The sequence below is a fragment of the Hymenobacter terricola genome, from assembly GCF_017921975.2.
In the GTDB taxonomy this organism is placed as follows: Bacteria; Bacteroidota; Bacteroidia; order Cytophagales; family Hymenobacteraceae; genus Hymenobacter; species Hymenobacter terricola.
Window position 1 is genome coordinate 662,904 of sequence record NZ_JAGEMO020000001.1, and the last position, 13,037, is coordinate 675,940.

Annotated in this window: 14 protein-coding genes; 5 read left to right on the plus strand and 9 right to left on the minus strand. The window is 62.6% G+C overall.

Going from position 1 to position 13,037, the window contains the following annotated elements; genetic code table 11:
• Window positions 1-56: 56 nt before the first annotated feature.
• Window positions 57-905 carry a hypothetical protein gene (locus tag J4G38_RS02520; protein WP_210518249.1) on the minus strand — a complete coding sequence of 283 codons (849 nt, stop codon included), beginning with the start codon at window positions 903-905 and terminating at the stop codon, window positions 57-59.
• A 141-nt stretch (window positions 906-1,046) separates the two neighbouring features.
• Here J4G38_RS02520 and J4G38_RS02525 point away from each other — a divergent pair, with 141 nt between their 5' ends.
• The 3 genes from J4G38_RS02525 to J4G38_RS02535 all read left to right on the plus strand — a co-directional run bounded on the left by J4G38_RS02525 (window position 1,047) and on the right by J4G38_RS02535 (window position 3,855).
• On the plus strand, window positions 1,047-2,021 hold the full coding sequence (locus tag J4G38_RS02525) for an isopenicillin N synthase family dioxygenase (protein ID WP_210518251.1): 975 nt from the start codon (window positions 1,047-1,049) through the stop codon (window positions 2,019-2,021).
• Between the two features lie 137 nt (window positions 2,022-2,158).
• The gene (chrA, locus tag J4G38_RS02530; protein WP_210518252.1) at window positions 2,159-3,466 is read left to right on the plus strand and encodes a chromate efflux transporter; all 1,308 of its coding nucleotides are present in this window, start codon (window positions 2,159-2,161) and stop codon (window positions 3,464-3,466) included.
• Window positions 3,467-3,630: 164 nt separating this feature from the next.
• Window positions 3,631-3,855, plus strand: a complete 225-nt coding sequence (locus J4G38_RS02535) for a hypothetical protein (RefSeq protein WP_210518254.1) — start codon at window positions 3,631-3,633, stop codon at window positions 3,853-3,855.
• A 156-nt stretch (window positions 3,856-4,011) separates the two neighbouring features.
• On the opposite strand, the gene J4G38_RS02540 is transcribed toward J4G38_RS02535, so the two are convergent.
• Both J4G38_RS02540 and J4G38_RS02545 read right to left on the minus strand, forming a co-directional pair.
• Window positions 4,012-5,367 carry a lysophospholipid acyltransferase family protein gene (locus J4G38_RS02540; RefSeq protein ID WP_210518256.1) on the minus strand — a complete coding sequence of 452 codons (1,356 nt, stop codon included), beginning with the start codon at window positions 5,365-5,367 and terminating at the stop codon, window positions 4,012-4,014.
• A gap of 121 nt (window positions 5,368-5,488) precedes the next feature.
• Window positions 5,489-6,004 (minus strand): DUF6799 domain-containing protein, encoded by a 516-nt coding sequence (locus J4G38_RS02545; protein ID WP_210518257.1) that lies wholly within the window; start codon window positions 6,002-6,004, stop codon window positions 5,489-5,491.
• Between the two features lie 449 nt (window positions 6,005-6,453).
• Between J4G38_RS02545 and J4G38_RS02550 the strand changes: the two genes are divergently transcribed.
• A complete protein-coding gene (locus J4G38_RS02550; protein WP_210518259.1) occupies window positions 6,454-7,389 on the plus strand; it encodes a DnaJ C-terminal domain-containing protein in 936 nt (311 codons plus the stop codon).
• A gap of 18 nt (window positions 7,390-7,407) precedes the next feature.
• Window positions 7,408-7,734, plus strand: a complete 327-nt coding sequence (locus J4G38_RS02555) for a hypothetical protein (protein ID WP_210518261.1) — start codon at window positions 7,408-7,410, stop codon at window positions 7,732-7,734.
• A gap of 153 nt (window positions 7,735-7,887) precedes the next feature.
• Here the strand turns inward: J4G38_RS02555 and J4G38_RS02560 are convergent, their stop codons facing one another.
• The 6 genes from J4G38_RS02560 to J4G38_RS02585 form a co-directional block, all read right to left on the minus strand.
• Complete coding sequence (locus J4G38_RS02560; RefSeq protein WP_210518262.1) at window positions 7,888-8,637, minus strand: ZIP family metal transporter; 750 nt, start codon at window positions 8,635-8,637, stop codon at window positions 7,888-7,890.
• Window positions 8,638-8,797: 160 nt separating this feature from the next.
• Window positions 8,798-9,166, minus strand: a complete 369-nt coding sequence (locus J4G38_RS02565) for a hypothetical protein (protein WP_210518264.1) — start codon at window positions 9,164-9,166, stop codon at window positions 8,798-8,800.
• A gap of 95 nt (window positions 9,167-9,261) precedes the next feature.
• Window positions 9,262-9,885 (minus strand): hypothetical protein, encoded by a 624-nt coding sequence (locus tag J4G38_RS02570; RefSeq protein WP_210518266.1) that lies wholly within the window; start codon window positions 9,883-9,885, stop codon window positions 9,262-9,264.
• Window positions 9,886-9,982: 97 nt separating this feature from the next.
• Entirely contained in the window at window positions 9,983-10,849 is an 867-nt protein-coding gene (gene nadC / locus J4G38_RS02575; protein WP_210518267.1) for a carboxylating nicotinate-nucleotide diphosphorylase, read from the minus strand.
• A 104-nt stretch (window positions 10,850-10,953) separates the two neighbouring features.
• Entirely contained in the window at window positions 10,954-12,414 is a 1,461-nt protein-coding gene (locus J4G38_RS02580; protein ID WP_210518269.1) for an IS4 family transposase, read from the minus strand.
• A gap of 132 nt (window positions 12,415-12,546) precedes the next feature.
• The gene (locus tag J4G38_RS02585) at window positions 12,547-12,948 is read right to left on the minus strand and encodes a DUF4783 domain-containing protein (RefSeq protein WP_210518271.1); all 402 of its coding nucleotides are present in this window, start codon (window positions 12,946-12,948) and stop codon (window positions 12,547-12,549) included.
• Window positions 12,949-13,037 lie beyond the last annotated feature (89 nt).

Here is a 13,037-nt window from a genome sequence, read left to right on the forward strand (position 1 = left end):
GGAAATAATAACGGAAAAATAACGGCGCCCGGAACGGGTTTCGTTTCGAATCGTGATTACGGGGCCACCGTGAAGGTGCGCGTCACCGAGTTGTACGGGCCAGGAATCATGGTGCCGCTGGCATCCACCAGTTCCAGTTTCACGGTGTTTTCACCGGCGGGCAGGCCTTCCATCTGGTAAGGCATCCACTTGTCGAGCATGAATTCCGTGCCGTTGATGGTGGCGCGAACGCGGTTTCCGCCGGGCTCCAGGGTGGTGTTCACCAAATAAAAGTCCAGCATGATGCGCTTGGCGTCAGCGCCGGAATAGGTGTCTTTCGGGCGGCTGTAGAACAGGTTCGGCGCTTTCACGTCGATGATGGGCGTGGCCGGAGCCGGCGTGTTGCCCACGTTGATAACGCGCAGGTCGTAAGCCCCGCGGTGCTTCAGACTCTCGTGGTAAGAGCGCGACAGAAACGAGAGAACAACGTGCTGGCCGTCGGGAATAGCCTTGGTGAATCGGGTATCGTAGTGGGCCGTGTAGGGCTGATTATCCACGATGTTGTGGATGTGCTGGCCTTTCATCGAGTTAGCCATCTCGGCCATGTGGGGGCCGCCGCTCATTTTGGTGAGCTGAAAATTGGTAACTTGGTAGTCAAACGCAACGTCGCCGCTGGGCAGGGTAGCGCCCGAAATAGGGGCTCGCAGCTGCATCTGGGCTTCGGGGAATTTGGGCGAATCTCCAAAAGGCGTCAGGCGAATGCCGTTCGACTCCATGCTCTCGCCGTTGCTGCTGGAACGGCCAGCGGAGGGGGTAGTGCTGCCGGCGGAGGCGCTGACATCGGTAGCAGGCTTGCTGGATTCGCAGCTGGCCAACGAAGCCAAAGCAAGAGTCGTGCTGCACAGCAGCCAGAGGGAACGTTTCATGTAGAGTGTGTTCAAAAAAAGTTTAGTTGTAATCATATATCCAGGCCCGCTTACGGGAGAGGCCCGGTGCGGGGTTTTGCTTAACTTGCGTCGTTGCCCACTAAGGAGCTTACACAGCCTCAAAGTAAACCTAATTTTTCCATGCAAGACCAACTTCTCGACCAAATTCCCTCGCTCGACCTCGCCGACTTCCGTTCCGGCGACCCTGAGCGCAAGGCTCGCTTCGTGCAACAGCTCGGCGAAGCCTACCAAAGCATTGGTTTCGTAGCCCTGAAAAACCACGGCCTCAACGACGAACAAACCAAGCAGCTGTATGCCGACGTGCAGGCGTTCTTCCAGCTGCCCGACGAAGCCAAGCAGCGCTACGAGAACCCCGAGCTGGCCGGCCAGCGCGGCTACATCAGCAAAGGCAAGGAGCACGCCAAGGGCCGCAACACCGGCGACCTCAAGGAGTTCTACCACGTTGGCCAGGAAGTGGAGGAAGAGGACCCCATCAAAAACGAGTACCCCGCCAACATCTGGCCCGAGGAAGTGCCCGGCTTTAAGGACAGCACCTTCACGGCCTACCGCACGCTGGAAAACGCGGGCCAGGACGTGCTGCGCGCCATTGCGCTGTACCTGCACCTGCCCGAAAACTACTTCGACGACAAGGTGAAGCACGGCAACAGCATCCTGCGCCCCATTCACTACTTCCCCATCGAAGACCCCGACGCGGTGCCGGCCGATGCCGTGCGCGCCGCCGAACACGGCGACATCAACCTGATTACCTTGCTGATGGGCGCCAGCGCCGACGGCCTGCAGGTGAAGCGCCGCGATGGCAAATGGATTCCCATCACGGCCCTGCCCGACCAGATTGTGGTGAACGTGGGCGACATGCTCCAGCGCCTCACCAACGGCGTGCTGAAATCCACGATTCACCGCGTGGTGAACCCCGCCCGCGAAAAAATGAACACCTCGCGCTTCAGCATTCCGTTCTTCATGCACCCGCGCTCCGAAATGAGCCTGGCTGCCCTGGAGCACTGCGTAACGCCGGACAATCCTAAGAAAGAGGCCGACATCACGGCCGGCGAATTCCTGAACGAGCGCCTGATTGAGCTGGGCCTGAAGAAGAAGTAAGGGAAGGGTAAAACCGCCGTCAGCACGTCATGCTGAGCTTGCCGAAGCATCTCTACCGCGTACCCAATCAATGCTCTTGCAACGAAGCGGTAGAGATGCTTCGGCAGGCTCAGCATGACGTGCTTTTTTTGTCTGGTATGACTGTTCCTCCATCGCCAACTAACGCCCCGCACCCACCCGCATCCGTTTCCCTCGCGCCGCCCCCGCGGCGCTCGGGCAAGCGCACGCGGCGGGTGCGGGGCATTATTTTTCTGAAGGATGTGGCCGTGTTGGCGCTCACAGCCTTTGGGGGGCCGCAGGCGCACCTGGCCATGTTTTTTCGGCTGCTGGTAGAAAAGCGCCGCTACATCAGCGCCGCCGAGCTGCTGGAGCTGCAGGCGCTGTGCGCCCTGCTGCCGGGCCCGACTTCGACGCAGACCATTACCGTCATCGGCTTCCGGCTGGGCGGGCCAAATCTGGCTTACCTCACGCTGCTGGTCTGGATGGCCCCGGCCGTGACGCTGATGACCCTGGCCGGCCTCACCCTCAGCCACCTCGACCCGGCCCGGGTGGCGGCGCTGGTGCAGTTTGTGCAGCCCGTGGCCGTGGGTTTCGTGGCGTTTTCGGCCTACCGCATTGCTCAAAAAGTCATTCACACCAAAACCTCGGTGGCCCTTATGGTGGCCGCTGCCATGCTGGCCTATTTTTTTCAGTTGCCCTGGATGCTGCCGCTGCTGCTGCTGGCCGGCGGGGCCGTGACCACGGTGCGCTACCGCAAACACGCCATCGTGCAGGAAAAAAAGCCGCTGCGCGTGGAATGGGCCAACTTTATTCTGTGGTTTGGCATTCTGGTGGGCGCGGCGGTGCTGGGGCACTACACGCAGCTGCTGCCGGTGCGGCTGTTCGAGAATTTTTACCGCAACGGCTCGCTCGTGTTTGGGGGCGGGCAGGTGCTGGCCCCGTTGCTCTACGCCGAGTTTGTGGAGTTTAAGCACTACCTCACGGGGCCGGAGTTTCTGTCGGGGCTGGGGCTGGTGCAGGCCATGCCGGGGCCGAATTTTTCGATTGCGGCCTACATCGGCGCGCTAGCTATGCGGCCGGCCGGGGGCACCAGCATGCAGGTGCTGGGGGCACTGGTGGGCGTAGTGGGCATCTTTTTGCCGGGCACGTTTTTGATATTCTTCGTCATCCGGTTCTGGGACCGGCTGCGGCAGTACCGGGTGGTGCAGGCTTCGCTGGAGGGCATTAACGCCGTGAGCGCGGGGCTGGTGTGCGCAGCTACGTTCCTGCTTTACCACCCGCTGCCGTACCGCCTGCTGGACCTGCCGTTTCAGCTCGGCCCGATTGACACGCTGCCGCTGAACCCGCTGCTGGTGGGCACCACGTTCCTGCTGCTGCTCTGGGAGAAGGTGCCGAGCGTGGTCATTATTGTAGTGGCGCTGGTGGCCGGGGCGCTGGTTGGCTAAGCGGCCGGAAGAGGGGCTGGCACGGAGGCCAACGCGTGGCCTAACCGGGCTGGCACGGAGAAGAAAAATGCCCACGGGCACGGATTGACGCGGGTGGGCGGGAGAAATTCCTTTGTGGACATCGATTCGGGTGAATTGTCTCCACCGCCAAACGTCTCCGCCCCATGAAAAACGCTCCGTTCCGGCGCTGGCTGCCGGCTGCTGCCGCGCTGGTCGTTGCCCTGCCCATTGCGCCACTACCTACCCAAAAGCTGGCCATTGAGAAGCTCCACGACGTGTTGGGCAAGGCCAAGCGGGGCTTTCCCGACGACGTGAACGTGAACGAGGCCGCGAACAAAGTCGACCTGGTTTTTTGCCCCAAGGCTACCAACCGCAAGGTGAGGTTCTAGACGTATCACTTCGATAAAGAACTCAACTTCAGGGGGGGATAAGCGAGGGCGAGGAGCCGGCGGAAAGGTGAAATGGTGGGTTTGATGTTTTCTCTGCGCAGTTTGCGCAGAGAAAACATCAAACCCACCATTTCACCACCTTACTATTTCACCATCTTACCGCGCCGTCAGGTAGGCCGTGCGGGCCTCTTCCAATTGGCCTACCAGCTCAGCGCGCTGCCGTAGCAGTTCGGCTCCTTCGGCCGGGGCGCGGCGGAACAGCTGGGCCGCCCGCAGCCGCCGCAGCCGGGCCGAGAGCGTGTTCCAGTAACCCAGCGCGTAGGAACCGCTGAGGGGCAGGCTTAGCACATACAGCGCGGTCAGTCGCCAGTCGTGGGTGAGCCAGTGCTGCACGGCGGCGGCTTGCAAAGCGTACGCTAAGGGGAAGGTAATCATGCCCATCACCAGCATGATGGGGGCCACGAATTCAACTTCCTTGGTGGCCCGCTTCGCCACAAATGACGGCAGGATGTAAGGCAAATAATTGTTCAGCACCCCATACAGCCATACCGGAGCCCCAAAAACCAGGTTGAGCAGGCCTACAGCGGAGCCACGCCGCTGGCCATCGAGGGCTTCGTCGGTGAGGCCGTGGCGGTGCAGGTTGGTCAGGTAACTTTGCAACTGGGCGCGGGCCAGGGTGAGGCGCTCGGGAAAAGTTTGCTCGGCCCAGGCCAGGGCTTGCAGCAGCGTGCGGCTCAGCTGGAAGTTGTCGTAGAGCGTATCGGGGTCGTCATCGGGATTGAGGTGGTCGCCGAAGGTGCGCTCAATCTGCTGCACGAAGGCGTCATCGGCGGCGTCCTTGCTCACCACGAGGCGGCGTTCCAGCGCCACCCGGATGGCCTCGGTAAGCTGGTCGGCGGCCTCGTCGGGGTCCTGGGCGTAGGCAGCGGCATAGTCGGCCACAAGGATGGGCGGGGCCACGTTCAGCAGCACATCGGAGCGAAACTTGCTGGGGTCAAAGTAGTTGGTGGCCACCGGCACTACCTTCAGGCCCAGCCTGAAACCGTGCCGGGCCTCGGCGCCCAGCGCGATGCGGGCGGCCCCGGTTTTGAGGGGCCGCAGCCGGCGCTCGCTTACGCTGGTGCCCTCCGGGAATATCATGATGGTGCCGCCCCGGCCCAGGTAGTCGAAGCAGCGGCCGAAGGTGGCCTCGTTCTGCGCGGCCCGCTGCTCGGGCGTGACGGGCCCGCCCATGCCCGCGTCCTGGGCCCGGTAGATGGGGATGGAGTTGCCGGATTCCATGATGGCCCGCACGATGGGATTGACGAAAAACGTGCTTTTGGCCAGGAAGGCAATGGGCTGGCGGCGGTTCACGGCGGCCAGCAGCGGGTCCATGAGTGTGTTGGGGTGGTTGCCGGCCAGCAGCAGGGGCCCCAGCAGATGCATCCGCTCGGGGTGCCGGACTTCAATGCGCCGAAAGAAAACCCGCAGGGCGACCTGCACCAGCGGTTTCATCACAGTATAAAAGAGCATGGGCGGGAATACGTAAGGCCCCGAAGATAGGACGCCACCCGCCCGCAACCAGCAAAAACCACCCGCGCCGCCACGCTCGGAGGCATGGCGGCGCGGGGCCAGGAGCAGCAGCGGCGCGCTACTACTTCTTTTTCTTTTCCGCCTTGGCTTTGGCCTTGGCTTTTTCTTCGTCGCGCTTGGCCTTGTCTTTGGCTTTGCGGGCGGCGTCTTCTTCCATCTTTTTGCGCTTGCCGGGGTACTTCGCGTCATAGAGCTGCACCTTGGCAATGCTATCGGCCGCCACAATGGCCTGACGACTGGTGACGCGGCCCGAAAGCGACACTTGGTCGCCTTCGCTGATTTGGGTGGTGGTGCCGTTGGTGGCCGTCACCAGGCCGGTGGGGCTGATGGTGGTGCCGTTTATCAGCTTCTTCTCGGTGATGAGCGGATTGGTGATGCCTAATTCGGTGAGGACGACGCGGCCTTTCTGCATGGTGAGGCCGTCCTTCAGGCTGGTTTCGGTGACGGAGGTGGCTACGCGGGGCTTGGGAGCCGCGCTACCGGGGCGGCGCGGCGGCAGCTTGGTTTGGGCCTGGGCCGTGGCGCCGGTCAGAAGTGCCACCGCGAGAATGAGGGTAAAGGGAATTCTGACTTTCATGGAAAAGTTTTAAATAGAATAAGTAAAAATCAGTGTAAATTGCTTTACAGATGCAAGGTACGGCTTTTTTTATAGCGGGCTTAACACACAGGTAATGACTGAGTGCAAAACTGAGGCCAGACCTTCTGAGAACCGCCAGCTACCTTTTTGGGGGCATATTTCGTTCAGTGGGCCTGCTTCATTGCGATGCTGAAATGGGATTTGCTACCGAATTATTGCGAATATCACACAACCGGCTCCCTTGCAGCTTCCGTGCCATGCTCAGCAGCCACAACGAGGCCGGGCCGCAGCGGTGGCCAAACGCAACAAGCCCTTCTTCCCGTGGAGGAAAGCGTGGATATTACGTATTGAATGTTGAATTTGCGTAACCTTGCTCGTAGTAGGCGAGGGCAGCGAAGAGGTAACCAACGGCGCGCCATTCAGCATTTAACACTTAAAACTCGCAGGCAGTGGATTATAAAGATTATTACAAGGTGCTGGGCGTTGAAAAAACGGCTACCCCTGAGCAAATCAAGAAGGCTTACCGCAAGCTGGCCCGCCAGCACCACCCCGACGTGAACCCCAACGACAAAGGGGCCGAGCAAAAATTTAAGGAATTAAACGAGGCCAACGAAGTCCTTAGCGACCCCGAAAAACGGAAGAAGTACGACCAGTTTGGAGCCGACTGGCAGCACTACCAGCAGCAGCCGGGCGGCGGGGCGGGCCGCGGGGGCCAGCCCGGGGCCGGCTTCGACTGGAGCCAGTACACCCAGGGCCCGGGCGGCGGGGGCGGCAGCCCCTTTGGCCAAGGCGAGGATTTCTCGGATTTCTTTGGCTCGCTGTTTGGCAACATGGGCGGCGGGCGCGCCGGGAGCGGCAGCCGGCCCGGTGCGGGTGGTGACTACCAGGCCGAGCTGGAATTGACCCTGGAAGACGTGTACCACGGCGGCCCGCGGACCATCACGGTGAATGGCAAAGCCTTGCGCCTCACCATTCTGCCCGGCGTGGCCGATGGCCAGACCATCCGGCTGCGCGACCAGGGCGGCCCCGGCCGCAACGGCGGTCCCAGCGGCTCGCTGCTCATCACCTTCCGCATTCAGCCCGACGCCCGCTACGCCCGCACCGGCAACGACCTGACCCAGGACGTGCCGGTGAGCATCTACAAGGCGCTGCTGGGCGGCGAGCAAACGGTGGAAACCCTCAGCGGCTCCGTCAAAATCAAGCTCAAACCCGAAACCGCCAATGGCACCCGCCTGCGCCTGAAGGGCAAAGGCCTGCCCGTATACAAGAAAGAAGGCCAGTTTGGTGACCTGTACCTGCGCCTGAACCTGACGTTGCCCCAGCACCTCACTGACCTGGAGAAGGAGCTGATTCAGCAGCTGGCCGCTCTTCGTCCCGAAGCTTAACCCGTTGTACCTACCGCTATGGAAACGCAAGTTCTTGTCCTTACTTTTCAGGAATGCAATATTCGCTACGGCCTGGCACCGGCGGCTTTGCGCGAGTTCCTGCAAGCCGGTTTGCTGCGCGCCGCTTCCGCGCCCGAAACCGTTATCGTTGATGAGCCCGATGAGTTGCCCCGGCTGGCTCGTCTTCATCACGAGCTGGGCCTGCCCACCGAGGCGCTCGATGTGATTCTGGCCATGCGCCAGCGGTTGGTGCGCCTCCAGGCTACGCTGGATTATGAAACGGCCCGGGCCCGCCAGCTGGAAGACTTTTTGCGGGGCACCGGGCCGGTTTTGGATTTTAATTGACCGGTGATTCCGTTAACAGTGGAACGTTATGTCGAGCGCAGCCGAGACATCTCGCGTGCAACGGTAAATCTGTTGTTCAAGGATTGAATTACTATCCCGAGCGAGATATCCCGGCTGCGCTCGACATGACGTTCTTTGGCTCCCGGCGCCTAACTACGCCACGGCCAGGGCCAGCAGCAGGCCCGCCAGCGTAGCGCCCAACTTGGGCCAGTTGAGCCGATGCTCCGGGCTGGTTTCGAACAGGATGGTGGTGGAGACGTGGAGGAAATTGCCCGCCACCAGGCCCAGCAGCGCCGCGTACAGGCCACTGCTGAGCAGTTGCGACAGCACCACGTAGTTGCTGATAATGATGCCGACCGGCGAGGCCACCGCGAATATCAGCAGCCCCGGCCACACCCGCCGGAACGCGCCGAGCCGCAGCCGCAACAGCGTGGCCAGCGCGAATGCCGCCGGCATGTGGTGCAGGGCCACGCCCACCACAATGGCGTAAAAATTCCGGCTCATCTGGCCCACTTCCGGCGTGCGCACCAGTATGCTGCCCTCCAGAAACGAATGCACCACCAGCGCCCCCAGCAGGAGAAAGGGCACCCGCCCCGGCCCATCGTGCGGGCCGTGAGCGGCCTCGTGGTGCACATGCCCGTGTTCCACCCCCTGCGAAAGCCCTTCGAGCAGCAATTGCCCAAAGAAACCGGCCAATACCCAGTAGCCCACCCGCTCGGGGTGCGCGGGCAGTAGCTGCAGCGCCTCGGGCAAAATGTGCGTGACGGTGAGCGTGAACAGGTAGGCGCCGCTGAATGCCAGCAGCGGCTTCAGCCACTGGCTGCCCCGCGCCACCGGCACCCAGGCCGCTGCCGCGCCCGCGCCCAGTACCGTGAGCAGCAGCAGAAAAATAGCAAAGCCCATGGCAGTCAGGAATCAAGTACAAGGGCTCCGGCACGCGGCGGACGGAAATCCACCGGGCTTTGCTCCCTGCTTCACGTAAAAAAAAGTGCGGCAGCCTTGCTGCCGCCATCCGGCGGGCAAAGCTGCCACTCCAATAAGGACTACAACAATTGCGAGCGTCTTAGCGCTGAATCTGATGGCCGTTTTCGGCCGTGTCGGCCTGGCCGGATTTGCCGGCGTCGTTCAGCTTGCCGCGCTTGCGCATGCCTTCTTCGGCATTGGCCGAGATGGCCGACTCGGCCGAGGGCACGGACTTGGTATCGGTGCCATTCACTTCGTCGCGGGCTTCCTGCATCATCGGCGATTCGGCGTTCTCAACGGAGGCGTTCGGCAGCGAATGGTCGAAGTTGTCATCGGCCCGGGTACCGGGCTCAACCAAATCGACGGACACTTTCTGGCCGGGCCGCCAGTCGGAAGGCTCGCTGCTGCAAGAAGTCAGGGCCAGGGAGGCGGTGGCCGCAGCCAGCAACAGGGTGTGTGTAAATTTCATCAAGGTAAAATTAGAAAGTAAAGAAAGTCAACAAAAGCCCAGGCTCCGGCGCGGCGGTGCTCGGAACCGCCGCGCCCCGCATACCGGTTGCCCGCCTAAACGGTTGTGGCTCCGGCCTCGGTGGGCAGCAGGTTTTTGCGGCGGAGCAGGGCTTCAAACAGCTTCAAATCGTTGGGCGAATTGAAGATGCGCAGGGGCAAATGTAAAAACATCGGCACATCAAATGCACGGGCCAGCCAGAGGCGCCACGGGGCCATGCCCTCGGGCGCAGGCCCCGGCTTGAAGTAGAGCAAGTACGCATCGGCATCGCGGCGGGCGCGGCTAAAGGCATCCCAGGTCAGTTGCATGGCCTTTTCGGGGCCCACACGCAGGAGCATCTGCTTCTGGTCCATCTCAAAATTCATGCGCTCAAACAGCGGCTTGGTTTGCTCCATCTGCGTCACGCCCGTCACCTGAGCCGAGCGAAACAACACGAACAGGAGCGTGAGCACCAGGGACAGGGCCAGCCACCACCACGAGTGCACGAACACAGCCGGCAGCAAGCCGATGGCAAACGGAATCAGGGCGTAGGGCCAGTCCTTTTTCCACACTTCCACCATCACCAGGCGGGTGTAGTTGTCGGTGGTAAACTGCGTTTTCTTGGTGCGAATGGCCAGCGGCGAAGCCTGCTGCGCCTGGCGGAAGCCGCCGCCTCCGCCCCGTTGGTTAGGTTGGTTCACGATGTTGATAGGTTAATTCTCTGGTGGGTTGATGTGCTGCGTGGTTGATGCGCCAATGTGCCCGGTCAGCACATCAACCCATCAAATAGTCAACACATCAAAATGCTTTTAAGCTCAAATCCAGGCTCTTCACGGAGTGCGTGAGGGCACCTACCGAAATATAATTGACGCCGGTGCGGGCTACTTCGGCAATGGTCTGCTCGGTGATGCCGCCGCTGGCCTCGGTCGGGTAGCGCTCGTTGATGAGCGCCACGGCTTCGCGCAGCTGTTCGGGGTTCATGTTGTCGAGCATGATGCGGTCGATGCCGCCGGCGTCCACGGCCTGCTGCACCTCGGCGAGGGAGCGGGTTTCGATTTCGATGGGCAGCTGCCGGCCGGTCTTGGCCAGGTAGGCGTGAGTGGCGGCAATGGCCTGGGCCACGCCCCCGGCGTAGTCCACGTGGTTGTCCTTCAGAATAATCATGTCGAACAGACCGTAGCGGTGGTTCACGCCGCCGCCGATGAGCACGGCCCACTTCTCGCAGAGGCGAAAGTTGGGCGTGGTCTTGCGGGTGTCGAGCAGCTTGGCCGTGGTGCCGGCCAGCAAGGTGTTCAGGTGCGCCGTATAGGTGGCGATGCCGCTCATGCGCTGCATGCAGTTGAGCACCAGCCGCTCGGCCGTGAGAATGCTGCGGGCCGGGCCTTCAACGGTGAAGGCAATGTCGCCGTGCTTCACGGGCGCGCCGTCGGCGAGCAGCGCGGTCATTTGCAGGGCCGGGTCTACTTCGTGGAAAATCAACGGCGCCAGGGCCATGCCGGCCAGGATGCCTTCGCCTTTCACCAGCAGGTGGGCGCGGTTGCGCGCCGCAGCGGGAATAGCGGCCAGGGCCGAATGGTCGCCATCGCCCACATCCTCGGCTAGGGCCGTGCGGATGAAGCTGGTCAGGGCTTCGGGCGTGAGATAGGGAGCTAGAGGGGTTTGCACGGCGCAAAGGTACGGCCCTTGTCCCGGCGAATAAAGCGGACCGCAATTGCCATTGCCCCACAAAAAAAGCCCCGACCTTATCAGGCCTTGTCCTTACCCAGATTTTAGGTCTGGGTAAGTTGGGTGGCGAGCCGGACGCCTTCGACGAGTAAACGCAAGCTCATCAGTCCGCGCCAGAGGGTTTGCCAGCCAGGCGGTCCGTCGCCTTTGCGGCCCAGGTGGCCGCCCAAGCCCGCCAGGGCATAATACACGTCACGTACGGTCTGCACCGGCCGTGGGCTGCGCAGGGTGAGCACCTGCAAAAAAGTCGCCTCCAGCCCCGCTGCCCTCGCCGGCAAGTCGGGTTGGAGGCGGCTTTTTTCGCGCATATCCACCAGCGCCAAGGCGACCACGCTGAGCAGCGCGACGGCGGCGAAGAGGCGCTCAGCGGTTTGCAGCTGTAGCTTTTCGGCCCCCAGGCCCGTTTTCAGCGCTTTGTGAAAATCTTCTGCCAGCCAGCGACTCGTGTACTGGCGGGCGCAACTCAGCGCCTGGGCGAAGTCCGTGATGGGCTGGTCGCTGAGCAGCAGCCATTCCAGCCCCGGCGTGGCCGAATCAGCTTCAGCGGCTTCCCGGACCCGCACCGCGGCGCAGGGAATCGGGTCCCCTTTGCCCGTGGCAGCTCCCGGCCGCTGGGGGGCGCGCGGGGCTGGCGGGGGGCTGAAACTCACGTGCAGGCCCACTTCGCGCGCCGCCTGTCCCGGCCGGCCGCGCAAGGCCAGGGTAAACTGGCCCACGGACGGCTGGGCCCGCGCCAGGGCGAAGAGCCGCCCGGCAGGGGCTTTCTCAGGGCCGGCCGCCAGGGCCCGGTCCTGGGCGGCGCGCACCACAAAGCCCAGGCCCTGGGCCTGGCACTGCTGCAGGGGCTCGTAAATGTCGGCCCCGCGGTCGGCCACCACCACCCAGCGCGTGCCCGCCGGCGGGCGGCCCACTTGGCGCAGGCTCCGGGACCAGAGCGCCGACTCGCGGACCCGGCCCTGGCGCAGGCGCGCGCCGCCGTGGGGATGGTCTTTTTCGGCTTCCGGCACCGGCTGGCGGACGTGATACTGCTGGTCGAGCAGGCCCAGCAGCGGCAGGGCGGGCCGTTTGGCCGCCGGGTCGGGGTCCTGCGCCGGCCAGCCGGCGGCCACCAGCGAATGCAGCAGCACACCCTGGCTCGTGGCCTTGCCCGGCCCGACCGGCCCCAGGCCGGGGCGGCGCTCCTCCGTGTCGGGCCAACTCAACTCGGTCGTGTCTTCCACCAGCAGGCAGGTCCCGGGCTCCTGCAAGGCCTGGCGAACCACGGCCTGATGCGGCCCCTGGAGTGCCTCGGGCGTGGCCATTGCGCTGCCCAGCAAGCGGTACGCCGCTTTGCTGGCTCCGGCCTGTCCGGCGCTCAATTGCGGAATGCTGGCTCCCGGCTGCCGCGCCCAGCCGGCGGCCAGCGTCACGACCCGCCGGCTGCGGCGGGCATCGCCCAACACCGTGCCCCCAAAACGCGTCTGGGCCCACAACTGCGGGTCGCAGAAATGCGTCGAAATACTCATCCCGCAAGCTACTACGCCCCTCCGCAAGACCCCCACAAAAAAACGCCGACCTCTCGGCCGGCGCTTTTCGAAGATGTGGGTAAGGACAAGGCCTGAGCGGCGGGGGCTTTACCAAGTTGAGGAAGCGAAGAATTATTCTTTCGTGAAATCCAGCGTGTCAATCAGCGGCGCGCCGCGCGAGGGTTTCAGTTTCACAAACACCCGGTAGGTGCCGCCGCGGCCCGTGTAGCGGCCAATGGCGTACTGGATGTGCTCCTGGCTTTCGCCCTGGTGAATGAATTCAAAGCTGCTGGGGGCATTTTTAGAGAAAAAGTCTTTGATGACAATCTCCGCCTGAGTCGAGTTGTAGCCTTGCTTTTCGCCGTCAAAGCCGACCTCGACGGTAGCCGCGAAATACTGCGACAGCTCACGGGAAGAGCCGTTGCGCAGAGCCGAACGTACGGCCCCAAGGTTATCGGCTTGCGCGTGCGCCGCGCTGAGGCCAAACAGGAATAGCCATCCTAAAAATAGCGTCCTAACAAAATAACGTTTCATTATTGGGGTAGTAAATGCGTCATACGCGGTGAATTTCAAGCGAAAATGGTGCCAGGAACTAAAAGGGGCGACGGGCTTGCCAGTAAACT